General features: G+C 73.6%; 24 protein-coding genes. 7 read left to right on the forward strand and 17 right to left on the reverse strand.

The window, feature by feature from the left end:
* Nucleotides 1-377 precede the first annotated feature (377 nt).
* Nucleotides 378-1,907, forward strand: a complete 1,530-nt coding sequence (locus ACGFZS_RS20365; protein WP_393796269.1) for a helix-turn-helix domain-containing protein — start codon at nucleotides 378-380, stop codon at nucleotides 1,905-1,907.
* Between the two features lie 122 nt (nucleotides 1,908-2,029).
* Here the strand turns inward: ACGFZS_RS20365 and ACGFZS_RS20370 are convergent, their stop codons facing one another.
* From ACGFZS_RS20370 to ACGFZS_RS20400, 7 genes are all read right to left on the reverse strand, one after another.
* Complete coding sequence (locus ACGFZS_RS20370; protein WP_393796270.1) at nucleotides 2,030-3,262, reverse strand: cytochrome P450; 1,233 nt, start codon at nucleotides 3,260-3,262, stop codon at nucleotides 2,030-2,032.
* The gene (locus tag ACGFZS_RS20375) at nucleotides 3,259-4,485 is read right to left on the reverse strand and encodes a cytochrome P450 (RefSeq protein WP_393796271.1); all 1,227 of its coding nucleotides are present in this window, start codon (nucleotides 4,483-4,485) and stop codon (nucleotides 3,259-3,261) included. The genes ACGFZS_RS20370 and ACGFZS_RS20375 overlap by 4 nt, the downstream gene beginning before the upstream one ends.
* Nucleotides 4,482-5,105 carry an ATP/GTP-binding protein gene (locus tag ACGFZS_RS20380; protein WP_393796272.1) on the reverse strand — a complete coding sequence of 208 codons (624 nt, stop codon included), beginning with the start codon at nucleotides 5,103-5,105 and terminating at the stop codon, nucleotides 4,482-4,484. Before ACGFZS_RS20380 ends, ACGFZS_RS20375 begins: the two co-directional genes overlap by 4 nt.
* Nucleotides 5,077-5,439, reverse strand: coding sequence for a DUF742 domain-containing protein (locus ACGFZS_RS20385; protein ID WP_393796273.1), 363 nt, complete (start codon nucleotides 5,437-5,439; stop codon nucleotides 5,077-5,079). Before ACGFZS_RS20385 ends, ACGFZS_RS20380 begins: the two co-directional genes overlap by 29 nt.
* On the reverse strand, nucleotides 5,436-5,858 hold the full coding sequence (locus ACGFZS_RS20390) for a roadblock/LC7 domain-containing protein (protein ID WP_393796274.1): 423 nt from the start codon (nucleotides 5,856-5,858) through the stop codon (nucleotides 5,436-5,438). Before ACGFZS_RS20390 ends, ACGFZS_RS20385 begins: the two co-directional genes overlap by 4 nt.
* Entirely contained in the window at nucleotides 5,855-7,345 is a 1,491-nt protein-coding gene (locus tag ACGFZS_RS20395) for an ATP-binding protein (RefSeq protein WP_393796275.1), read from the reverse strand. Before ACGFZS_RS20395 ends, ACGFZS_RS20390 begins: the two co-directional genes overlap by 4 nt.
* A 217-nt stretch (nucleotides 7,346-7,562) precedes the next feature.
* Complete coding sequence (locus tag ACGFZS_RS20400) at nucleotides 7,563-8,822, reverse strand: serine hydrolase domain-containing protein (RefSeq protein WP_393796276.1); 1,260 nt, start codon at nucleotides 8,820-8,822, stop codon at nucleotides 7,563-7,565.
* A 237-nt stretch (nucleotides 8,823-9,059) separates the two neighbouring features.
* Here ACGFZS_RS20400 and ACGFZS_RS20405 point away from each other — a divergent pair, with 237 nt between their 5' ends.
* On the forward strand, nucleotides 9,060-9,233 hold the full coding sequence (locus tag ACGFZS_RS20405; RefSeq protein WP_393796277.1) for a hypothetical protein: 174 nt from the start codon (nucleotides 9,060-9,062) through the stop codon (nucleotides 9,231-9,233).
* Between the two features lie 11 nt (nucleotides 9,234-9,244).
* Here the strand turns inward: ACGFZS_RS20405 and ACGFZS_RS20410 are convergent, their stop codons facing one another.
* Nucleotides 9,245-9,712, reverse strand: a complete 468-nt coding sequence (locus ACGFZS_RS20410; protein ID WP_393548016.1) for a hypothetical protein — start codon at nucleotides 9,710-9,712, stop codon at nucleotides 9,245-9,247.
* Nucleotides 9,713-10,011: 299 nt separating this feature from the next.
* On the opposite strand from ACGFZS_RS20410, the gene ACGFZS_RS20415 reads away from it, so the two are divergent.
* Entirely contained in the window at nucleotides 10,012-11,361 is a 1,350-nt protein-coding gene (locus tag ACGFZS_RS20415) for a transaminase (protein WP_393796278.1), read from the forward strand.
* 20 nt (nucleotides 11,362-11,381) lie between these two features.
* Complete coding sequence (locus ACGFZS_RS20420) at nucleotides 11,382-11,822, forward strand: Lrp/AsnC family transcriptional regulator (RefSeq protein ID WP_359214735.1); 441 nt, start codon at nucleotides 11,382-11,384, stop codon at nucleotides 11,820-11,822.
* Nucleotides 11,823-11,832: 10 nt separating this feature from the next.
* Here ACGFZS_RS20420 and ACGFZS_RS20425 read toward each other — a convergent pair whose 3' ends face one another.
* On the reverse strand, nucleotides 11,833-12,930 hold the full coding sequence (locus ACGFZS_RS20425) for a PP2C family protein-serine/threonine phosphatase (protein WP_393796279.1): 1,098 nt from the start codon (nucleotides 12,928-12,930) through the stop codon (nucleotides 11,833-11,835).
* Between the two features lie 244 nt (nucleotides 12,931-13,174).
* On the opposite strand from ACGFZS_RS20425, the gene ACGFZS_RS20430 reads away from it, so the two are divergent.
* Nucleotides 13,175-14,083 carry a GNAT family N-acetyltransferase gene (locus tag ACGFZS_RS20430; protein ID WP_393796280.1) on the forward strand — a complete coding sequence of 303 codons (909 nt, stop codon included), beginning with the start codon at nucleotides 13,175-13,177 and terminating at the stop codon, nucleotides 14,081-14,083.
* Between the two features lie 45 nt (nucleotides 14,084-14,128).
* Nucleotides 14,129-14,461 (forward strand): hypothetical protein, encoded by a 333-nt coding sequence (locus tag ACGFZS_RS20435; RefSeq protein WP_393796281.1) that lies wholly within the window; start codon nucleotides 14,129-14,131, stop codon nucleotides 14,459-14,461.
* A gap of 7 nt (nucleotides 14,462-14,468) precedes the next feature.
* On the opposite strand, the gene ACGFZS_RS20440 is transcribed toward ACGFZS_RS20435, so the two are convergent.
* The 5 genes from ACGFZS_RS20440 to ACGFZS_RS20460 form a co-directional block, all read right to left on the reverse strand.
* Entirely contained in the window at nucleotides 14,469-15,356 is an 888-nt protein-coding gene (locus ACGFZS_RS20440) for a Gfo/Idh/MocA family protein (RefSeq protein ID WP_393796282.1), read from the reverse strand.
* Between the two features lie 47 nt (nucleotides 15,357-15,403).
* A complete protein-coding gene (tgmB, locus tag ACGFZS_RS20445) occupies nucleotides 15,404-16,387 on the reverse strand; it encodes an ATP-grasp ribosomal peptide maturase (RefSeq protein WP_393796283.1) in 984 nt (327 codons plus the stop codon).
* Nucleotides 16,388-16,402: 15 nt separating this feature from the next.
* Nucleotides 16,403-16,594: a putative ATP-grasp-modified RiPP gene (tgmA, locus tag ACGFZS_RS20450; protein ID WP_089102565.1), complete on the reverse strand. Its 192-nt coding sequence runs from the start codon at nucleotides 16,592-16,594 to the stop codon at nucleotides 16,403-16,405.
* A 176-nt stretch (nucleotides 16,595-16,770) separates the two neighbouring features.
* On the reverse strand, nucleotides 16,771-17,637 hold the full coding sequence (locus ACGFZS_RS20455) for a fructosamine kinase family protein (RefSeq protein WP_393796284.1): 867 nt from the start codon (nucleotides 17,635-17,637) through the stop codon (nucleotides 16,771-16,773).
* A 27-nt stretch (nucleotides 17,638-17,664) separates the two neighbouring features.
* Complete coding sequence (locus ACGFZS_RS20460; protein WP_393796285.1) at nucleotides 17,665-18,132, reverse strand: hypothetical protein; 468 nt, start codon at nucleotides 18,130-18,132, stop codon at nucleotides 17,665-17,667.
* Nucleotides 18,133-18,320: 188 nt separating this feature from the next.
* Here ACGFZS_RS20460 and ACGFZS_RS20465 point away from each other — a divergent pair, with 188 nt between their 5' ends.
* The gene (locus tag ACGFZS_RS20465; protein ID WP_393796286.1) at nucleotides 18,321-19,067 is read left to right on the forward strand and encodes a phosphotransferase family protein; all 747 of its coding nucleotides are present in this window, start codon (nucleotides 18,321-18,323) and stop codon (nucleotides 19,065-19,067) included.
* A 53-nt stretch (nucleotides 19,068-19,120) separates the two neighbouring features.
* Here ACGFZS_RS20465 and ACGFZS_RS20470 read toward each other — a convergent pair whose 3' ends face one another.
* The 3 genes from ACGFZS_RS20470 to ACGFZS_RS20480 all read right to left on the reverse strand — a co-directional run bounded on the left by ACGFZS_RS20470 (nucleotide 19,121) and on the right by ACGFZS_RS20480 (nucleotide 22,772).
* Nucleotides 19,121-20,047, reverse strand: coding sequence for a GNAT family N-acetyltransferase (locus ACGFZS_RS20470; RefSeq protein ID WP_393796287.1), 927 nt, complete (start codon nucleotides 20,045-20,047; stop codon nucleotides 19,121-19,123).
* Nucleotides 20,048-20,200: 153 nt separating this feature from the next.
* Entirely contained in the window at nucleotides 20,201-21,178 is a 978-nt protein-coding gene (locus tag ACGFZS_RS20475) for a hypothetical protein (RefSeq protein WP_393796288.1), read from the reverse strand.
* Between the two features lie 364 nt (nucleotides 21,179-21,542).
* Complete coding sequence (locus ACGFZS_RS20480) at nucleotides 21,543-22,772, reverse strand: MFS transporter (RefSeq protein ID WP_393796289.1); 1,230 nt, start codon at nucleotides 22,770-22,772, stop codon at nucleotides 21,543-21,545.
* Nucleotides 22,773-22,781: the final 9 nt, after the last annotated feature.

The raw sequence follows: 22,781 nt of genomic DNA on the forward strand, positions 1-22,781 counted from the left end.
GCGCTGCTGATCACCGTCGCCGGCTTCCTGGCCTCGGCCTTGCTGCTGCGCCTGGGCACCCGGGGGCCCCCCCCCCCCCCCCCCCCCCCCCCCGGGGGGGGGGCCCCCCCCCCCCCCCCCCCCCCCCCCCCCCCCCCCCCCACGTCACTCCCCGGCGGTCCGGAATCCGTGTGCATACCCCGCCGGTTCCCGGGCACCCGATCTTCGAGCCACCCGGGGCCTCCCCCCGCCCCGGCCGTGGCCTTCTCCGCCGGCGACCCGTCCCCCGTGGGCCGCCGGCGGAGTCGTACCCGGCGCGCGGCGGCCGGGACCCGGGCGGCTTCATCGGGTAACGTCCATAGGCCGAGGTCAACGCGATGGACGAGGAGCAGGGCGAGATGGCAGGCCGAGCCGGCGGGGGCCCGCACCCCCGACACCCCGACGGCGACGGCTGGGCCGCGCAGCTGCTCGACCATCTGCGCCCCGGCGCCCGCGATCCGCGCCGGGTCGTGGGCTGGCTCGCCGGGGCCGTGCCGGCGACCGTCTGCCTGCAGGCCGCCGACGGCACGCTGCTGGCCGGGGAGCGGATCCCCCTCGACGAGGGGCTGGTGGCCGACGTGGTCGCGGGGAGGATCTCCTCCGCCGCCGTCCAGGACGGCGACCGGCACCTGCGCCTGGTGGCCGTCCGCGGTCCCGACCCGCGTTCGACGGCCGCCGGACTGCTCGCCGTGGCCCGCACCACCCCCTTCGACCGGCGCGCCGCCGAGATCGTCACCCACGCCGCCGGAGTGGTCGAACTCCTCCTCGGGGAACGCGAACGGACGACGGCAGGCGACCGGCTCCGGCGGGCCACCGCCGACCTGCGCCTCGCCATCCTGCAACTGCTGATGGTGGAGGACACGGTCGCCGCCCGCCGGGTCGCCGCCGGCCTGTGGCCCGGCCTCCTGGACACCGACAGCGCCAGTGTGTACGTCGTCGAGACGCACCCGGCGGAACGCGACGGGCTCGCCGAGGACTGCCTCGACATCACCCGCGGCCAGGCCCTGGTCGTCCGCTGCCCCGCGATCGACAGCCATGTGATCGTCGTCAGCCCGGCGCCCACGGCGGGGGAGTGGCTGCGCACGCTCGTCGACGGCCGCCCCGGCATCTTCCTCGGCGGCAGCGTCCGGCAGAGCCTCGGCCGTACCGCCACCGCCTACGGCCAGGCCGTCAGCGCCCTCGCCGTCGCCCACTTCCGCCCCGACCAGTCCGCCGTCTACGCCGAACGCACCCACCCGGAACGGCTGATGGACCCCGCCGCGCTGCACGCCTGGTCCACCGCCGTGCTGGGACCGCTCGACGCCCTGCCCCACCACACCCGCGCCGAACTCCTCGCCACCACCCGCCTCGGCCTGGAGGCCACCGCGGTCAACGCGGCCAAGGTCCTCGGTGTCAGCCGCAACACCGTGCGCGCCCGCATGGACCGCGTCGAGGCGCTGCTGGGCGCCGACTTCTCCGACCTCACCGTGCGGGCCGCCGCCCATCTGGCCCTCAACACCCAGGCGGCCCGCACGGAGGACCTCGTCCGGGCGGCGCCCCGCGCGTCCGGCGTCCTGCTGGCCGACCTGCTGGCCTCGCCCGCGCTGCACGCCTGGGCGCAGGACCTGCTGGACCGCCTGACCCAGGACGGCCGGGACCTGCGCGGTACCCTGCGCGCCTGGATCGCGGCGGGCGGCAACGCCGAACGCGCCGCCCAGGACCTGGGCATGCACGCCCAGACCGTCCGCGAACACGTCCGGGGCGCCGAACCCGTCCTGGAACGCCAGCTGCTGGCCGCCGGCACCGATCTGTACGAGGTCGTCCTCGCCCATCTCGTCCTCGGCGACCTCACCGCACCGGTTCTGCACCGGGCGAATCCGGGTCAACCGGACTCACCTGTGCACCGGTGAGCCCTCGGCGTGCCCGAACGGGCATCGGCGCGATACCCAACGGCCGGATCCGCACGTAGGTTCGCGGTACGCGGGGGCACGACCGGAACGGGGGACCGGTCGACGCCCCCGCGGTCAGCGCCTCACCCGCCGAGCCGTACCGGGATCTCCTGCCAGCCGAACGCGATGAACGAGGGCACCTGGCGCAGTTCCCGCTCCCCGACCGCCAGCCGCAGCCCCGGGAAACGGTCGAACAGCGCGGGCAGCGCGGCCAGCGCCTCCGCCCGGGCCAGCGGCGCGCCGATGCAGCGGTGCACCCCGATCCCGAACGAGAGATGGTCGTCGGTGCCGCGCGCCGCGTCGAACACGGCCGCGTCGGGGCCGTAGCGCTCCGGATCCACGCCCGCCGCCGCGTACGTCGTGATGATCGCGTCCCCGGCCGGGATGGTGACGTCCCCGACCTTCAGGTCGCTCACCGCGAACCGCAGCGGCAGCGAGGCGATCGACGGGTGCACCCGCAGCGTCTCGTCGATCACAGCGTCCCAGCCGACCGTCCCGGAGCGCACCGCCGCCAGCTGCACCGGATGCGTCAGCAGCGCCACCACCGCGTTGCCGATCAGGTTGACCGTGGTCTCGAAGCCGGCGCCGATGACCAGCAGCAGGGTGTAGAGCAGCTCCTCGTCGCCGAGCCGGTCGCCGTCCTCGTCGCGGACCCGGATGAGCTCGGTGGTCATGTCGTCGCCCGGGTGCTCGGTCTTGTGCGCGATGAGCGAGCCAAGGACCGTGCCGATCCGCTCCTGCACGAACGCGGCGTGCTCCGGGCTCGGGTCGGAGGTGTCCATGATGGCCGCGATCAGCTCACCGGTGGCGTCCCGCAACTCGTCCGGGACACCGAAGAGTTCGCAGATCATCCGCATCGGCAGCGGATGCGCCAGCTCGGCCCGCAGGTCCACCACCGCGCCGTCGGCGCCCGCCGCCGCGACCCCGTCCAGCAGCTCCGAGGTGATCGCCGCGACCCGCGGCAGCATCGCCTCGGTACGGCGGTGGGTGAAGCTCGGCGCCACCAGCTTGCGCAGCCGGGTGTGGTCCGGGCCGTAGGTGGAGAGCATGTTGATCACGCCGACCCAGCCCAGGATCCAGCCCCAGGAGGGGTGCTCGCCGAGCTCCGGCCACAGCCGCCAGTGCCGGCGCGGGTCCTTGCTGACCTCGGGATCGAGGATGAGTTCCTTGAGGACGTCGTAGCCGGTGGGCGCCCAGGCGGGGATGCCGCCGGGCAGCTCGACGGGCACGACGGGGCCGAGGGCGCGCAACCGTGCGCTCTCGGCCGGGATGTCGGAGCCGAACGGGTCGAGAGCGATGCGGTCGGTGACGGTCACGACGTCTCTCCAGGCTGGTCGGGGGAGCGGGGGCTGAACCGGACGGGAAGCGACGTCAGCGAGCGGTGGAACGGGCCGGGCCGCCAGCTGAGCCGTTCGCGGGGCAGGACGGGGTCGAGGTCGGGCAGCCACAGGGTGAGCCGTTCGATCGCCTCGGTCGCGATGAGCAGCGCGTGGTGCCGGACCGGGCAGGCGTGCGGTCCCGCCCCCCAGGACAGGTGCGAGGCGTCCCCGGTCCGCCGCCCGTCGGTGATCTCCCGCTCGGCGAACAGTCCCATGGCGCCGAAGGAGACGACCACCGGGATCGCCGGCCGCAGCCACGCCCCGTGGAAGGAGAGGGGCCTGCGGGCGTAGTAGATGCCGTAGTTGGACAGCGGGGTCTCGTGGTGCAGGACCTCCACCACCGCGTCCATGACCGGGCGGGCGCCGCTGGTGAGCGTGGAGTAGTAGAGCGGGTTGCCGAGGATCCGGGAGAGCGCGTTGGACACCAGGTTCGTGGTCGGCTCGTAGCCCGCGCCGAGGGTGAGGAACACCTGCCAGGTGACCTCCTCCGGGGTGAGCCGGGCGGGGTGGTCCAGGAGCATGCTCGGCAGGTCCTCGCCGCGCTCCTCGACCTTGGCGGCGATCAGCCGCAGCACGTAGTCGGCGAACTCCGCCTCGCCCTCGGCGGCCTGCGCGCCGCCCTCCATCATCTTCAGCAGGCCCTCGTTGAGCCGGTCGCCCTGGCTGTCCGGCAGCCCGAACAGGTTGTTGAACACCAGCGCCATCAGCGGCCGGGTGAAGTCGACGACGAGATCCGCCTCGCCCCGGGGCGCGAACCGGTCCACCAGCAGCCGCACCGCGCGGTGCACCAGCGAGCGCAGATCGTGCGGCTCGATCAGGTCGAACACGTCGATGAGCGTGGCCCGGTAGCGCAGGTGCGCGTCGGAGTCGGAGAACAGGGCGTTGGGCCGCCAGCGCATCATGCCGAGCAGCGGGGAGTCCTCCGGGACGGTCGCCTCCCAGTCCCGCGGGTCGTGCGAGAAGGTCGCCACGTCCCGCAGCACGTCGAGGGCGGCCCGCCGCTCGGTCACCACGTAGGCGGGCGTGCCCGGCGCCAGCTCCGCCCAGCCGACCGGGCCCTGGGCGCGCAGCGCCGCGTAGTAGCCGTGCGGGTTCCGGGCGAAGCCGTCCTCCCACAGCCGTACCGGACCGGACACCGTGAAGGACTGCTGCGCGGTCATGTGGCCTCCGTCGGCCGGTCGTCGATCAGATGCTGTACGAGGGCGAGCAGCGCGTCGACCGAGGAGTGCGCGTCCCGGGCGTCGCAGGTCACCAGCGGGGTGCCCGGCTCCAGGTCCAGGGCGGCCCGCAGCTGCTCGCCGGTGTAGTGGTCCGGCGCGTCGGGGAACGTGTTGAAGGCGACCGCGTACGGCAGCCCGGACTCCTCCACCAGGCCCAGCACGTCGAACGAGGCGTCGATCCGGCGGCTGTCGACCAGGACCAGGGCGCCGAGCGCGCCGTAGGAGATGTCGTCCCACAGCGTCCGGAACCGGTCCTGCCCCGGCGTCCCGAACAGGTACAGCACGATCCCGCCGGCCAGGCTGATCCGCCCGAAGTCGATCGCGACGGTCGTGGTCTCCTTCTCCCGCACCCCGTCGAGGTCGTCGACAGGGACGGAGGCCTCGGTGAGGTGCTCCTCGGTGTGCAGCGGGCGGATCTCCGACACCGAGTCGATCAGGGTCGTCTTGCCCACCCCGAACGCTCCCGTGACCAGGATCTTCACCAGGTCGCGGGCCGATTCGGGGAGATGGGAGCCGCCCGCGCGGGGCAGCTCACCGGTGCTTGAGGGCGCGGAGGCCATCGGCCACTCTCTTCAGCAGGTCGGGGTCGAAGCGTTCGGCGGGCGGGATCGGCGCGCGGGCCCGGACCAGGTCCCGGTCCAGGAGGTCGGCGGCCAGCACCCGGACGGCGGAGACCGGCAGCCGCAGCAGCGCCGCCGCCTCCACCACCGTCAGCGAGCCGCCGGACAGCAGCTCCAGCAGGGCCAGTTCGGCGGCGGGCAGACCGCCGGGCAGCGGAGTGCCGTCGCGGCTGAGCACCGTCAGCCGTTCCAGATGCGGACGGCTGGGCCGGGCCAGCCCGCCGGTCGACAGATACGCGGGGACCAGGGGACGGCCGCCACGGCGGCCGGTCATGCCGACGCGCCGCCGTCGGAGCCTCTGGGCGACGCCGCCATCGCCTTCTCGCCCAGCCGGGCCACCTGCGAGTGCACCCGGTGCGCCAGCAGGTCCAGGCGCACCTCCGGGTCGCCGTAGGCCGCCACACAGGTGCCGTGGTCGGTCGGCACGATGAGCACGTACCCGTGGTCCGACTCGATGACCACCTGCCGCACCTCGGCCCGGTCCCGGTCCGCGAACGCGGCGGCCGCGGCCCGGCAGGCGCCCTGCACGGTGCTGGTGATCGCGGCCACCCGCTCGGCGGTCGCCTGGGAGAGGGCGTCCGTGTAACCGGTCGCGAGGCCGTCCCGGGTGAGCAGGACGGCGGCCAGTACATGCGGTACCTGCAGGACGGGCTCCAGCACCCATGCCGTCTCGCCCGCGTCGCGGCTGGTCATCCGGTCGCTCCTCCTTCGTCTTCGGTCCGCTGGGATTCGGGCGCGCTCGCCCGCTTGGGGGTCCGCGCCGCCGCGGTGCCGTACTGGAGCGCCGCGAGCGCGGCGGCCGCCTCCTCGGGCCGTCGCACGGCGGGCTGCTGCTCGGGCGCGCCCTCCGCCGGGGTACGGCTACGGCGCCGCCGCCTCGGCAGACCGGCCAGGTCACCCGGCTCCTGGTGGCCGAGAGCCCGTTCGTGCTCGGCCTCGTGGGCGGACGCGACGGGCTCGGGGGCGGGTACGGCAGGTGCGGGCGCGGGTACGACGGGCGCTGGCACGGGTACGACGGGTGCGGCCGGCGCCGCGGGTTCGGCCGGCGGTGCCGTGGGCGCCGCGGACTCGCGCACGGGTTCCCTGCGGGCCGTACGCTCCCGGCGCTCCCGGGTCGAGCGGGGTGCGCTGACCGACGGCGGCCGTTCCTCCGGGTCGATCCGGCCGAGCAGATGGGTGTCCACCCGCAGCACCGCGCGCACCCCGCCGTAGGGCGAGGGCGAGGAGACGTCGACGCCCAGGTCGAACTGGCGGGTGAGCTGGCCGATCGCGGCCAGCCCCATGCGCGGCGGGTCCCCGAGGTCGGTCAGCAGGATCGGGTCGCTGCCCGCCACCAGCCGCTGGGCGCGGGCCCGTTCGTCCTGGGTCATGCCGAGGCCCGCGTCGTCGACGGTGACGCACACCCCGTGGTGGACGTGCTCCAGGTTGACCACGACGTCGGTGTCCGGCGCCGAGTGCCTGAGCGCGTTGTCGAGGAGCTCGGCGACGATGATGGCGACCGGCTCCACCGCGTGGGACACCAGGGCGGTGCCCGGCTCCAGATGGTTGTGGACCTTGACCCGGTGGTAGCCCGCGAGCCGGGCCTGGCCGCCGGTCACCGCGTCCACCACATGGGACTCCTCGCGGGCCAGCCCCACCCAGGCCCCGCACACCACGGCGGCGACCTGCGCCCGCCGCAGCGACTGCTCGTTCTCGTGGTCGAGCGCGAACAGGGTCTGCGCCAACTCCGGCTCGTCGTACCGCTGCTGGAGTCCCCGCAACGCGTCCTGCAGCCGGTACAGGGCGGCCTGGATCTCCCGGGTGGCGCCCCTCAGGCCGGCCTGCGCGGCCGCGTCGATCCGCACCCGCTGCGCGGTCAGCTCCTCGCGCAGCGCGGTCAGCACGTACTCCATCGCGATCCCGGTCGGAGTGCCGGGCGTGTTCGGCCGCACCGGACCCGGCACCTTGAGGTGCGGATGGGCGAGCTGGGCCGCGGCCGCGGGCATCCGGCGGGCGGCGAGATGCTCGATCTCGGCGGTGAACGCGCCCTCGGAACCGTCCAGTTGGGTCCGTAGCTCCGCCACCTCGGCCCGCAGCAGCGCTTTCTGGCGCCGCGACCGCAGCAGGCCGCCGCCGAGGGCGAGCGCGGAGAGCGTTCCGGCGGCGAGACCACCGGCCACCAGTTCCGGTAATTCGATCATGGAATCGGTTTCCAGGGGAGTAGGGCAGCAGTGGGCAGGGGGGAGCCCAGGGCCCTCCCATGTGGCGCTCGCAGCACAGTACACACCGTCATTGACCGGCCTCGCACGGTGAATCGTTACATCGCTTCGAATCCGCTCGGTGACTGTTCGCTTCTGTGTCAAGTGTCTGAAATGCCGTGCACGGAGGGTGAGTTGAGGTCCGGCGTGTCGTGCGCAGTCACCGGGTGGCGGCGGCCGGTGCGGGCAGGTCGAAGACGTGCGCCGGGGAGATGATCCGGGTGATCGCCTGGCCGAAGAGGGTGCTGGGCTCGATGTTGCCGCGGTAGCTGATGTCGGTGTTGAGCAGGACGACCACGGTCGTCCGCGTCGACGGCAGATAGACGGTCAGGGCCTCGTAGCCCGGCAGTGAGCCGTTGTGCCCGATCCAGCCCTGGACGTCGAAGATGCCGAGGCCGTACCCGGCGCCGGCGATCCCGGTCGGCGGGGTCGCCAGCCGCTGCCGCTGCACCGCGGGGCTGACCATGGTCCCGCCGTCGGGGAAGACCCCGGTGGCCGCCGTGCGGGCCCAGCTGTGCAGGTCGTCCAGGTCGGAGATCATCGCGCCGGCCGCCCAGGCCCAGGACGGGTCCCAGCCGGCGGTCTCCTCGACCCTCCCGGTCGCCGTCTGGTCGGTGTAGCCCTGTGCGTGCGGGGTGGGGAACTCGTTCCCGGTCGGGAACAGGGTGTGGCGCATGCCCGCCGGAGCGAGGATGTGCTGCCCGATGTAGTCGCCGAGCCGCTGCCCGCTCTCCTTCTCGACGAGCAGACCGAGCAGGATCAGGTTGGTGTTGGAGTAGGAGAACTTCTGGCCGGGCTGGAACATCACCGGGTGCTTGAAGGAGTAGGCGAGCAACTCCTGCGGGGTGAAGTGGCGTCGGGGGTCCGTGGTCAGGGCCTTGAAGAAGCCGTCGTCCTCTGAGTAGTTGAACAGTCCGCTGCGCATCCCGGCCAGGTCCCGCAGGGTGATCCGGTCGCCGTTCGGCACCCCGTCGACGTACTTGCCGATCGGGTCGTCGAGGCCGACCTTGCCCTGGTCGACCAGTTGCAGCACCGCCGTCACGGTGAACATCTTGGTCTCGCTGCCGATCCGCGTGTACAGGTCGGACGACATCCGCTGACCGGTCGCCCTGTTCGCGGTCCCGAACGAGCGAACGTAGTCGGCCTGGCCGGGGGTCCAGACGCCGACGGTCACACCCGGCACGTCCGCCTCACGCATGACGTGCTGCACGGCCGCGTCGAGCCGGCGGGCGAGGGCCGGTGTCATGTCCCGCACGGCCGCGCTGCCGGACGGCGACGGGGTGGGGGAGGTCGCGGCGGACGCGGCCGGTACGGCGGCGGGCAGGGCGCCGGCCGTCCCTCCGGCGAGCGGCACGGACAGGATCCCCAGGGCGAGGACCGTCGCGGCCCCGCGGCGCGGCTTGGCGGACGAGTGCGACATGGGCTGACTCCAAGCACGTGGAAGGGAACGTGCAGTGGGGTCGGACGTCAGAACCCTGGCTCCCCAGGATACGAGCGTGCCCCCGGCGGCGCCCGTCGGCCGCCGACCGCCGGAATGCCCGGCCGCCGGAGTGTTTGTACGACGGACCGGCGGGCCCGATCGGGCGACGCGCTCACCCGACCCGGTGAGCGCGCCGGACGTCGCGTACCACCGGCGCGCTCCCGGCGTTGCCCCGTCATGGACGGAACCTCTCCGGCGCCGTGGCGCCCCGCCCCGCTGCCCCGGGCGCTGTGCTGCCGTGAACCGATCTACGCCCAGCTCGTCCGGGAGTGGCGGGACCAGGGCCGTGCCGTACCGGCCGACCCGGACGGCCGCTGGGCCACCGTCCTGGTCCTGGCGCCCCGCCGCTGACCCCGCCCCCGCTACTCGGCGCTGAGCGGCCGCAGCACCGCCAGTGTGCCGTTGGCCTCCTGCAAGGCCAGCTCCAGCGTGCCCGGCGCGTGCAGCCCACCGCTGCCGTCGGGCGGCACCAGCCACTCCAGGTAACGCGCCGGCCGGTACGGCGGCGGTACGGCGACCCACGTCCCCTTGCACGCGTACCGCAGCCCGGAACCGATCCAGCCGCCGGACGGATCGGGCGGCAGGAAGAAGCCGACCCGGCCCGCCGCGGTGTCCACCAGAGTCGGCCCCGGCACCGGCAGCGAAGGCCGCCACAGCAGGTCCAGCGTGAGCAGACCGAGCCGGTCGGGCACGCTCAGCACATCCCAGAAGCGGCCCGCCTCCAGCAGTGTGACGCCTTCTCCGTGGTCCCACTCCCACTTGCACGCCCGCGGGTCGGCCGAGGCCGCCGCGAGCCACTCCACGCCCTGCATCCACATCCTGTTCGTCATGCACTGCTCCGAGGAATCTCCGCGTCCGCACGCCAACCCGGCATATGCATGCTGGTAGATATTTCTAACTGGCGGAAGGGGTGGCGAACCGTGGCGTTTCAGGGCGAATGTTCGAACACGGAACGCCCGTCCGGTTGCCGGGCTTCAAGCCCGGTCGCAGCCCGGTCGTACTCGGGAGGGGCTGGCACTCGAATCCGTCGTTCTGGCAATCGATTCGAGCGTCACATCTTGAAATGCGGTCGATATCGGTCGTACGCTCCCGTCGTTCCGTCGCCGCCGCTCCCGACCAGGGGTACTCCATGGACCGCACCCGACTGCACACCCTCCTGGCCCGGGAGAGCGCCGAGGCCGAGCGGCGCAACCCCCGTTCCCGAGCGGCATATGCCGGCGCCGAGCATCTCTTCGGCCGGGTCCCGATGACCTGGATGAACAAGACCGCCGGCGCCTTCCCCCGCTATCTGGCGACCGCGCGCGGCGCCCGGGTCACCGACGTCGACGGGCACACCTACATCGACTTCTGCCTGGGCGACACCGGCGCGATGGCCGGCCACTCGCCGGCCGTCGTGACCGAGGCGGTGCACCGCAGGTTCGCCGAGCTGGGCGGGGCCACCGCGATGCTGCCGACGGAGGACGCGGAGTGGGTCGGCGCGGAGCTGACCCGCCGCTTCGGGCTCGCCCGCTGGAGCTTCTCGCTGACCGCGACCGACGCCAACCGCTGGGCGATCCGGCTCGCCCGCGCCGTCACCGGCCGGCCGAAGATCCTGGTCAACAGCTACAGCTACCACGGCAGCGTCGACGAGTCCCTCATCGTCGTCGGACCTGACGGCAAGGGAGCGCCCCGCCCCGGCAACGTGGGCGCGCCCTGCGACGTCACCCTGACCAGCCGGGTCGCCGAGTTCAACGACCTGGAGCAGCTGGAGCGCGAGCTCGCCCACGGCGACGTGGCCGCCGTACTCATGGAACCCGCGCTCACCAACATCGGCATCGTCCTGCCCGAGCCCGGCTACCTGGCGGGCGTACGCGCCCTGACCCGGCAGCACGGCACGCTGCTCATCAACGACGAGACGCACACCTTCTCCGCCGGACCCGGCGGCTGCACCGCGGCCTGGGAGCTGGAACCCGACCTGCTCACCGTCGGCAAGGCCATCGGCGGCGGCATCCCGGCCGGTGCCTACGGCCTCTCCGCCGAACTCGCCGAACGCCTGCTCGCCCGCGCCGACCTGGACCTGGTCGACATGGGCGGGGTCGGCGGCACCCTGGCCGGCAACGCGCTCTCGGTCGCCGCGACCCGGGCCACCCTGGAGCACGTGCTCACCGACGAGGCGTTCGCCCGCATGACGGCGCTCTCCGAGCGCTTCGAGACCGGCGTCCGCGCGGCCGTCGAGGCCCACGCCCTGCCCTGGTCGGTCAGCCGCCTCGGCGCCCGCACCGAATACCGCTTCGCCTCCCCGGCCCCGCGCACCGGCACCGAGTCCGAGGCCGCCGCCGACGCCGAGCTGGAGGACTTCCTGCACCTCTACCTCGCCAACCGGGGCATCCTCCTCACCCCGTTCCACAACATGGCGCTGATGTGCCCCGACACCACCGAGCAGGACGTCGACACCCACACCGCCGTGTTCGGGGCCGCCCTGCTCGAACTGGCCGGCTGAGGAAGAGGGCCGGGACACCCGTGGACGACATCGACCGGGCCATCCTGCGCGAGCTGCAGACCGACGGCCGTATCGCGTACGCCGACCTCGGACCGAAGGTGGGCCTGTCCGCCTCCGCGGCCCGCCAGCGGCTGCAGCGCCTGCTGGACTCCCGGGCCGTCCAGGTCGTGGGCGTCACCGACCCGATGGCCATGGGCGGCCAGGCGATGGCGCTGCTCGGCATCGCCGCGGACGGCGACCCGCGGGCCGTCGCCGACGCCCTCGCCGCCCACCCCGAGGTGGTCTACTCCGTGTTCACCTCGGGCGGCTTCGACCTGTTCGCCGAGGTGGTCACCCCCGGCCCCAAGGAGCTGCTCGACTTCGTCAACGACGTGGTCCGGCCGATCGAGGGCGTCCGCGAGGTCCAGCCCTTCCCGTACTTCGGCATCCACACCCACCGCTTCCTGTGGGACGTGGGCTGACCCCTGCGCCTCAGGCGATGACGGGCGACAGGACGAGCATGGTGGCGTCGTCCCGCACCTCGAAGTGCCGGATCAGGTCGGCCCACACCAGTTCGGTGAGCACGGCCGCCTCCGCGCCGGCGAACCCGGCGAGCCGCTCCGCGAGCGGGTAGAAGCCCCCTGCCTTGTCCCGTGCCTCCCAGACCCCGTCCGAGGCGACGAACAGCCGGTCGCCCGGCCCCAGCTCGACCGTGACCTCCTTGGCCTGCTCCACCCCCACCAGCCCGATGCCCAGCGGCGCGCCCGGCGGGACGGCCAGCTCCTGGGTCCGGCCGTCCCGCAGCAGCACGGGCGCCGGATGACCGCAGACCACGACCCGCACCGACCGCAGATCGGCGGAGAACTCCAGCAGCAGCACGGTGGCGAACAGCTCCGCGTGCGGTACGTCGGCCGAGTCCACCGTCAGCCTGCGGTCCATCCGCGCCGCCACCGACTCCAGGTCCTGCTGGTCGAGGACCGCCTCCCGGAAGGCCCCGAGCAGCGACACCACCGTGGAGACGGCGGCCAGCCCGTGCCCCCGTACGTCCCCCATCACCGCCCGCACCCCGTACGGCCCGTCGCGCACGTCGAAGAAGTCGCCGCCGACCAGCGTCCCGTGCTGCGCGGCCCGGTACAGCCCCACGCACCGCACCGCCCCGACCCGCTCCGGCAGCGGCGGCAGCACGGCCCGCTGCACCGCCTCGCCCACCGCCCGCTCGGTGAGCAGCTGCGCGTCCCGGTGACTGCGCACATAGGACACGAACACGCTCAGTACCGCGACGAAGGTGACCGTGAGCAGATCGGTGTCGCCGGGGTGGTTCAGATGGGTCGCGGGCACGTTCAGCAGGACCACGACCAGGCAGCTGAGCACGGCTGTCGCCAGCGGGCCGTACGAGAGGACGGCGAGCGGCGGGATGGCCCCGAGGAGGAAGCCGAAGTCGTGGCCGTTGGGGCTGAGCAGCGTCGCCGCGGTCACCACCCCGAGCAGCACCACGGGCAGCACCCGGACCCAGCGTGGCGGCGGCGCACCCTGCAACCAGCCACGACCGTCCCGGTAGCCACGCGACGACCAGCCGCGCACCGAAGTCACATCCCTAAGCTACGCCCGTGCCCGTATACCCGACTCGTCCCGATCTTGGATTCCGGGGGTGGGAAAACCCGTGGACGCGCCCAGGCACTGCCCCTAACGTATGAGCGCACGCCCGAGACCGCACGGAAGGAGGCGAGTGCGATGTACATCACACCCATCCCGCGCTCCCTCCCCGTTTCCCCGGGCGTGACTGGTCCGAGCTGACCCGGGAGCGCGTCCCGCTGCACGCATCCCGGAGGAATCCGTGACCGATCCGGTCATCCGTACGCTCGACGACAGCACCGCCCACCTCTTCGACGACCTGCCCGACCCGCTGCGCCTGCGCGAGAAGCACCAGAACACGCAGTACCGCTCCGACTGGAAGCGGGTGGCCCTGCGCGACGGCCGGGTCGTGGCCCGCGCCGCCTGGTGGGCCCGGCCCGAAGACACCGCCCCGCTCCTCATCAACTGGCTCGACGTCGCCGAGGGCGAGGAGGAGGCCGGCGCCGAGCTGCTGCGCACCGCCCCCTGGCAGGTCGACGAACTGGAACTCGACCTGCCCGCCGGCTGGCGCGACGACCCCGCACTGCGCACGGCCGCCGAGACCCGCTTCGGCGCCGCCCGCAAGGCGGGCTTCGAACTGCTCGTCGAGCGCTACAACTACCGCTGGACACCCGAGTGCGGTCTGCCCGAGCGACCCGGCCGCCTCGTCTTCACCGCCGAACCCGACGACGAGGTCTTCCTCGACGTCCTGCGCGCCATCAACTCCGCCACCCTGGACGCCCACGCCCGCCGGGCCATCGAGAAGGGCGGAGTGGAACTGGCGGCCCAGGAGGACCTGGAGATCTTCCACTGGTTCCCCTCGCCCCGCGAGTGGTGGCAGGTCGCCCGCACCCCCGACGGGGAGCCGGCCGGCATCCACATCCCCGCCCGCAACCCGTCGGGCCCGTGCATCGGGTTCATCGGCGTCCTGCCCGGGCAGCGCGGCCACGGCTACGCCTACGACCTGCTCGTGGAGTGCACCCACTTCCTCGTCGAACACGGCGCCGAGGCCATCGGCGCCGCCACCGACCAGGACAACTTCCCGATGGCCGCGCACTTCGCCAGGGCGGGCTACCCCGTCACCCGGGAACGGGTGAACTTCTGGGCGCCGGCCGCTGTCAGTGCCGGGTGACATGCTGAGAGGACGTTGATCGACAGCTCACGGGGGGGAGTCGGCATGGGGTTCGAGGGCGGTGTCTGGCAGGTGCGCGGCGGGCGCGAGCCGGTCGGCGAGATCGTCGTCGACGAGGCCGACTTCCCCTGGCTGTCCGGCGGCTTCACGCCCGGGCCCGGCTTCGCCGCGGTCCGGGACCTGTTCGCCCGGGAACTGCTGCTGGCCGAGGCCGAGGACTGGACGGCCTGGGAGGAGGTCCACGACGAGATCCGCCGGCAGCTGTCGCTGATCTCGCCGGACGGCCCGGTCCCCGAGTTCCTGCTGCACATCGAGGGGGACCGGGCCTGGTTCCGATGGAGCGACGAGCCGTTCGACCCGCCGCCCGACGAGGCGTAGCCGGCGGCTAGCCGATGTCCTTGCCCAGGAGGGCCTCCGCCTCCGTGAGGATCTCGGTGACCCGCAGCCCGAACGCGGCGTCACAGGGATGCGCCCGGCCCGTGCGTACGGCCGTGAGCAGGGCGTCGGCGGCCCGGGTCAGGGCGGGGACGGCTCCTTCCGCACTCCTCGGAAGGAGGGTCACCCCCGCCTCGCCCCGCAGCTCCACATCGGCCCCGGCCGCCGCTTCGGGCGCGGTGAGGCTCAGCGTCACCGTGCTCGAAGCCCCGCCGCTGTGGTCGAGCACGAGATGGACGGTGTCCGCGGGCCCGTGCACGGCGGCCGCCACCCGCCGTACGTCGCCCAGCACCGGCAGCAGCACGGACAGGGCGTGCGGGCCCACGTCCCACAGCGCCCCCTTCTCCCGGCGCCACGGCGAGTCGGCGAACGGACTGTCGCCGGTGAACACCGAGCCCAGCCACTGCGCCCGCGCCGTGAACCAGCCCGCCGCGGCGGCCTGTTCGCCGATCCACGCCTCCGGCTCCTGCTGGAAGCGGGTGGTGAAGAACACCACCGAGGCGACCCGGGCCCGCTCGGCCGCCTCCACCACCGCCCGCCCCTCGGCGACGCCGACCGCCAGGGGCTTGTCGAGGAGCAGATGCCGCCCGGCGTCCGCCGCCCGCACCGCCAGCTCCGCCTGGACGGCCGGCGGCAGCGCCACCGCCACCGCGTCGACCTCGGCGAACAGGGCGTCCACCGTGCCGAACGCCCGGACGCCGTACTCCTCGGCCAGCTCCGCCGCGGCCTCCGGGCGGCGGCCCCACACCCCGACGAAGTCCAGCGAACCGTGTCCCGCCAGCGCGGGGGCGTAGGCCGCCCGCGCCCACGGCCCGGTCCCCAGCAGTCCGATGCGCATCTCCCGTTCCTTTCTCCGTACCCGGTTCCACACCGCCGACCGGGCGGTCAAGACGTCGTGCTCCGCCCGCCGCCGGCGTACGACCCGCATTCTTGCGTGCCGTGCGCCAGCCACCCGGCGATGGCCCCGGCGATCGGCTGTCCGGTGTCCATCTCGACGAACCCGAACTGGCCCGACTGGTTGCACTCCAGGAACCACCAGATGCCGTCGGCGTCCTCCGCGAAGTCGAAGGCACCGTAGGCCAGCTCGGCGTCCTTCATGTACGTGTGGACGGCCTCGGCGACCCGGGTCGGCACCTCCGCCGCCGCCCACGGCGAGACGGACGGGGCGAACCGGACGTCCACGTCGTCGGGGTGGGCGTCCGGGTGCACCGGCTTGCGGGCGGCCAGCAGCTGCTCGCCGACCACCGTCAGCCGGATGTCGGCCCGCTTGGCGACCCGCCGCTGGAGCAGCGTCGGCCCGAAGGCCACCGCCGCGAAGTCGGTGTCCGGTGCCACCCGGCTGGTGGGCACCGCCCGCGGGGGCTCCTGCGGATGCGCCCCCGACACCGGCTTGACGACCAGGTCCGGGAACCGCTCCGCGAACTCCCGGGCCGCCTGCGGGAACGTGGTGATCAGCGTCGCGGGCACGGCGAGCCCGCTGCGCTGCGCCAGCCGCAGCTGCCACGGCTTGTGGCGGGCCCGCAGGGACGCGTCCGGATGGTTCATCCAGCGCGCGTCGGTGCCGCGCAGCATGCCGTACAGCGCCTGCGCGGACTCCTCCGTCAGCCACGGGGACGGCTGGGCGGCCCGGGAGGCCGCCGTTCCCGGCCTGCGCACCCAGATGGAGCGCAGGCCGTTCACGCTCACCAGCCGCCCGTTCACGGACAGGTGCCCGCGACTGGCGCCCTGCACATACTCGCCCGACAGGGCCACACCGCTGGTCAGATCGGCAGGATCGAGGCGGACGACGGGCACTCCGGCCTCGTGCAGCCGGAGGACCACCATGTCCGCCGTCACGTCCTCGTCACTGGTCAGGATGAGCACGGTCATCGTCGGGGTCCGCGCTCAGTCGTCGAAGTGCGTCTTGGAGCCCGCGGTGGAGGTCGTGGTCCCCAGGGCTCTGAGCGTTGCGTGATCGGTGGCCGCGATCCGGCCATCATGGAGAACGTTCAACTGCAGTCCGGAGTCATACGCGTACGGAGTGGTGACGTCCAACTGCACTGCGGGGCGTGCGTAGTTGAGCGCGAACGGTTGCATGGTCTCTCCCTGTTTCGTTCTTCCATGCACTTATACGATTCGAACGCGTGGTTGGTTTCCTTACTCTGCGTAATCTCAGTCCCAATTAAGAGCTTGTTAAGGAACCAGCGGGGAACCAGCGGCGAATCGTCACCGCACGTGGCCGATTTCACATGCCCGTCCGGCACATGACGGTGTCACATGTCAGAGATCGTCCGGGATGTCGCCAACGCCTGTTCGGCGTAGCTCCGTCCGAAGAGCACCGCATGCACCAGAAGCGGGAACAGCTGGTGCATGCCGACGCGCTCCGCCCAGCCGTCGGCGAGCGGAGCCGCGTCCTGGTAGCCCGTCAGGATCCGGTCCAGGAACGGGCAGCCGAAGAGGCGGAGCATCGCGAGATCGGTCTCGCGGTGCCCGCCGTGCGCGGCCGGGTCGATCAGCCGGACCCTGCCGTCGGCGCCCCACAGGACGTTGCCGCTCCACAGGTCGCCGTGCAGCCGTGCGGGCGGCTCGGCCGGCCCCGCCAGCTCCGGCAGCCGCTCGCAGACCCGCTCGACCACCACGGCCTCACCGGGCCGCAGGGTCCCCTGGTCCACCGCCGCGCGCACGTACGGCAGCACCCGCCGCTCCGCGTACCAGCGCGGCCAGTCGGTGCCCGGCTCGTTGCGCATCGGGGCGCGGCCGATCCAGGCGTCGCGCGGGCCGTCCGGCGGGGCCGCACCGAAGGCCGGGGCGCCCGAACCGTGCAGGGCGGCCAGCTGGGCGCCGAAGCGGGTCGCGGCCCCCGCGCCCGGCTGTCCCGTGGGGACCAGCTCCGTCACCAGCCACCGCTCGTCCTGCCCCAGGACCTCCGGGACCGGGACCGCCCCTGCGGCGGCCAGCCAACGCAGCCCGGCCGCCTCCGCCCGTACCGCGCCGGGACCGTCGCCGCGCTTGACCATGACGGCGCGCCCGTCCGCGAGCAGCACCTCCGCCGGGCCGCCCGACCGGGTCCGCTCGGCAGAGACCGGCCGCCCGGTGAGCCGGGCGGCCGCCGCGCCCGCACCCTCGCCGCAGTCGACCACGGCTCCCAGCGTACGGTCCGGCCGGGATCAGGAGCCCCAGGTGCCCTGGTCCACGGCGCAGTTCCACCCCGTGCCGTGCAGCGCGAACTTCACCTTGTAGGTGCTGGTGTTCAGCAGGTGCGTCTGCACCCTCACCCCGAGGCTGGCCTTCTTCTTCAGCGTCGTCGTGTACACCGACACCGTCTTCGACGTCTTGTGGGTGACCTTGCCGCCCTTGGCGGTGGCACTGCCGAAGCGGATGTTCTTGACGTCCGTGACGGTGAACGTGACCTTCTTGAAGCTGGTGCTCGCGCTCTTGTTCTTCACCGCGAAGTACAGGCCGCCGTTGGTCACCCAGCCGCTCGAGTTCAGATAGAAACGGCTCGGATAGACGATGTCGACCGGGCACCCCGTGCTCTGCGGCGCCTCCGCCCGCGCGGACGCCCCGGTGGCCAGGCCGAGCTGGGCGGCGGTGACGATGCCGGTGGCGACCAGCACCCCGAAAGACGTGTTCATACGGTTCACTGTGGTGATACCTCCCCCTGCGGTACTCATCGGACCGTAGAGAAGATTCCCATCTCGCCCACCCGAAAGCAGCCGAATTTCCACAGGACTTCCATAGAGGGCCTGCTCGAACTCCAGTCCGGGCCAGGTCGAGTGGAGGGCGGTGACGTCGGCGATCACCTCCGGGATACTGGTCGCCCATGGATGAGGTCGAAGTCGTCGTCGCCCACTCCGAGCGCGCGACGCTGCGCGTCGGCGACGTGTTCCTGAAGGTGGACGCCGACCAGGCGCGCATCGACGCCGAGGTCGAGGCGATGGCCCTCGCGCCGGTCCCGACCCCGGAGATCCTGTGGCGCAGGCCGCCCGTGCTGGCGCTCGCCGCACTCCCGGGCACGACACTCGGGCGCCTCGGCGGGCCGTCGACCGGGTCGCCGGCGGCGTGGGCCGCGGCGGGCGCCGCCATCCGGAAGCTGCACGACGCGCCCCTGCCGGCCCGGCAGGGACAGGCCGGCCGGAGCATCGACGCGCTGACGGCGGAACTCGACGCCGAGTGCGCCTCGCTCGTCACCGACGGCGTCCTGCCCGCCGACCTGGTCACCCGCAACCGGCAGCTCGCCGAGGCCGCGCTGCGGCCGTGGACTCCGGCCTTCACCCACGGCGACCTGCAGATCGCGCACGTCTTCGTGGACGGCGACGAGGTCACGGGCATCATCGACTGGTCCGAGGCGGGCCGGGGCGATGCCCTGTACGACCTCGCCACCTTCACCCTCGGCCACGAGGAACACCTCGACGACGTCCTCGCCGGCTACGGCACCGACGTCGACCTCGACGTGATCCACGCATGGTGGTCGTTGCGGAGCCTGCTGATCGTTCGCTGGCTGGCCGAGCACGGCTTCGACCCCTTCGCGCCGGGCTGCGAGGTCGACGTGCTGAGAGCCCGGATGTGAGGCCGCGCGGACCGGCCCGCCACCTGCGCGTTCACCGGCCCGCCCCTCGTCCCTCAGCCCGCGACCGTCTCCCAGGTGTCCACGGCGAAGTGCACGGTCATGCCGTGGCGGGCGTACAGCTCGGGCGCCCCGGTCTCGTTCGCGGTGTCCACGCCGAGCCCCACGATCCGCCGTCCCCGCGCGGCGAAGGCCGCGAACGCGTGCCGGAGCAACAGCCCGCCGAGGCCCCGCCCGCGGGCCTCGCGCAGGACGCCGACGCTGCGGATCCAGCCCATGGCCTCCCGGTCGTCCCGCGCGATCAGGAAACCGGCGTCGCCCCGGTCGTCCGTGGCGACGATCCACACCAGCGACCAGTCGAGCCCGTCGGCGTCGATGTCGTTCAGCCACTGCCGGTAGGTCCGCGGCTGGAAGTCGAAGTGCTCGGCGAAGGCCGCCTGGTACAGCGCGTGCGCGGCCTCCCGGTCCGCCGCACCGGCACACGACCGCACCCGGACGCCCGCGGGTGGCTCGGGCAGCCGGCCGTCGGCAGGCCGCAGCGCCTTCTCCAGCACGTGGTACCGGCGGACGACGGTCCAGCCCCGCGCGCGGACGAGCGCCTGGTCGACGGTGGGCGCCACGTTGAGGTGCAGGTGCAGCACGGCCCGTTCGGCGCCGTTGGCCCGGGCCATCTCCAGGGCCCTGGCCTCCAGGGCCGCCAGGAGCAGCTGTCCCGCGTCCTGGTGGTCGGGGAGCACGTAGTGGTCGGCGTCGATCCGCTCGCCGTGCGACTCGTCCCAGACCAGCGCGTACGCCACCAGCCGCTCGCCGTGGAAGGCCAGCCAGGAGTCGCGCGCCAGATCGATGTCGGGGTGTCGGAGGTCGGCCTCCACCGTGTGCAGGTCGGTCTCCGGCCGCCCGATCTCGATGCGGTCGATCTCGTTGAGGAGACCGGTCACGGCCGGCGCGTCGGCGAGCGTGGCGGGGCGCACGAAAGGGGACATGGGGGCAGCGTCCGGGAGGTGGCCGGCCGGCCGCAATCGAGTTTCCGACGCCCTCGCCCGCCATGGCGTCGGGCGTCGGGCGTCACAGGGGGGTGACCTCCGCGCCGCCCGCGGCGGGCAGGCGGTCGGCGCTCGCGGACCCGGTGGGGTGCGTCAGAGGGACCGGATCCGGCCGATCGCGTTGCCCAGCAGTTCGGTGAACCACATCGTGCGGTCCGGGCCGGTGGTGAGCCGGAAGGGTGCCTTGTCGGGGCCGTGCGGCACCCGTACGACGGTGATCCGCCCGGCCGCCGTCACCCGGCCGACCCGGCCGGACTCGTCGGTGAACCACACCCGGCCGTCGGGCCCCGCGGCGATCCCGGCGGGGTCGCCGTCGGCGTCGGGCAGCCGGTACCGGGTGACGTGGCCGGTGCGGTCGATCCGGTCGACGGAGTTCGACCCGGACGCGGTGAACCACATCCCGCCGGGCCCGGCGACGATGTCCTCGGGGAAGTCCACGCGGCTCGGCAGCCGGAACTCGGTGATGCGGCCGCCGGGTCGGATCCGCCCGATCCTGCCCCCGGCCAGCTCGGTGAACCAGAGTGCTCCGTCGGCGCCCGCCGCGATGCCGTACGGGAGGCTGTGCGGTGTGGGTACCCGGTACTCGGTGACCCTGCCCCCGGCCGTGATCCGGCCGATCCGGTCGGTGCCCAGCTCGGTGAACCACAGCGCGCCGTCGCGGCCCTGCGCGATGCCGGCCGGGGCACTCGCGGCCTTGGGCAGGGCGAACTCCGTGACGGTGCCGGACGTGGTGATCCGTCCGATCCGTCCGGCCGACTGCTCGGTGAACCAGAGGGCACGGCCCGGTCCCGCGGTGATGCCGAAGGGGCCGCTGTCCCGGGTCGGGGTGCGGTAGTCGGCGACCGTGCCGTCCGTGGCGATGCGCCCGATCCGGCCCGCTCCGGATTGGGCGAACCACAGGGCGCCGTCCGGCCCGGCGGCGATGTCGGCGGGGAGGCTGTCGGCGGTGGTGGTGATCGGATACTCCGTCACATCCCTGGCGTCGGCGCGGGCGGGGGCCGCGACGGCGGAGGCGCCGGTGAGGGCGCCGAGGAGGAGGGCGAACAGGCGGCGGGGGAGACGGCCGGGCATGTGGGGCCCTTCTCGGACGCGGTGTCAGGCCGAGTCCCGGACGCGGTGGCCGGGTCTCGGACGGAGTGTCGGATCGAGGCTAGGCGCGGTGGCACGGCCGTACGACCCGGCCCGTCCGGACGGGGGAGGCGATGCCGTCGCCTGAGAGGGGCGAAGGGGCTCGGGAGGCGTCATTGACATCACCGGTCCGTCCCCTACCGTGGAACCCAGCACAGCATGTCGCACTGCTTTCGGCATATCGAACGACAGCTCGTGGGGCGGGGGAACGGGACTCCCTCGCCCCACGCCCTCGACATGCGGAGGACCCCGTGCCCCCGATCCTGAACGGACGAGCCCGCCCCACCCCGGCCGGGGCGTGACGGGTTCAGGACGCTGCCGTCACCGGTACCCGCTCCGGTCCGGCGGCCGTCCGGCGGCGCTCCGCCCAGCGCACGGCGGGCGGCGCCGCCAGTCCCGTGACGGCGAACAGCGCGCCCATGACGTACCAGCCGGGCCGGCCCCGGTCGATGCACAGCCAGATCAGCAGACCCGGCCCGAAGGCCTCGGCCAGCCCGGCGCCCATCCCGAAGACGCCGAGGTACTGCCCGGTCGCCCGCTCCGGGGCGAGCCCGAAGGACACCTCGAAGCCCGCCGCCGCGTGCCACAGTTCGCCGACCGTGTGCACGACCACCGCCCCCAGCAGCACGCCCGCCGCCACCGGGCCGGACACCCCGGCGGCCAGCGGGATCAGCGAGCAGGAGAGGAGGAACGCCACCCCGGCGCGGCGGTAGGCGCGCCCGCCCGCCGCCGGCGAGTCGACGCCCCTGCTCGCCCGCACCTGGAACGCGACGACGATCACCGTGCAGGTGAGCATGGTGCCCGAGACGAGCCAGCGCGGCGCGGCCGTCGCACCGATCAGCCACAGCGGCACGGCCACGGTCAGCACCTTGAACTGCACCGCCATGACCCCGTCCAGAGCGGTCAGCAGGAGATACGGCCGGTCCCGCAGCGCCGCCCGGCGGGGGCCGTCGGCGGCGGCAACGGGTGCCACCGGCGGCAGGGCGAGAAGGACCAGCGCGGCGGCGGCACAGGACACCGACAGTCCGACGACCAGGAGCCGGTACGAGGTCACCGTGCCGACCTGGACCGCCCAGCCGGCACCCAGCGCGCCGACGGAGACGCCGACGTTGGTCACGGCCCGCAGATAGGCGCGGAACTCCTGCGGGCGGTCGCCTCCGTAGTGCCGGATCAGGGGGCTGCGGGCCGCCGTCCCAGCCGCCTTCGCCGCGCTCGCCACGGACACCACGAGGACGAACGGCCAGAAGTCGGCCGTCCACAGGAACGCGGCCGTCGCCAGCGACTGCGCCACGAGCGTGGCCGCGTACACACCGCGAGCCCCGCGCCGGTCCGCCAGATGTCCGACGGCGACGGCCAGTGCCAGCGAGACCAGCCCCGCGACCGCGAGCCCGAGCCCCACCTGTCCGGCGGGCAGCCCCACGGCCTCGGTGAAGTACAGCACGCCCGCCGTCAGATACAGGCCGCTGCCGACCGTGAAGACGAGGTTGGAGAGGGCCAGGACGCGCTGCGGGCCGGTGTCCGGCATGAGTCGGGGCATGGCGGGACT

The organism is Streptomyces sp. NPDC048288, assembly GCF_043201555.1.
Classification (GTDB): domain Bacteria; phylum Actinomycetota; class Actinomycetes; order Streptomycetales; family Streptomycetaceae; genus Streptomyces.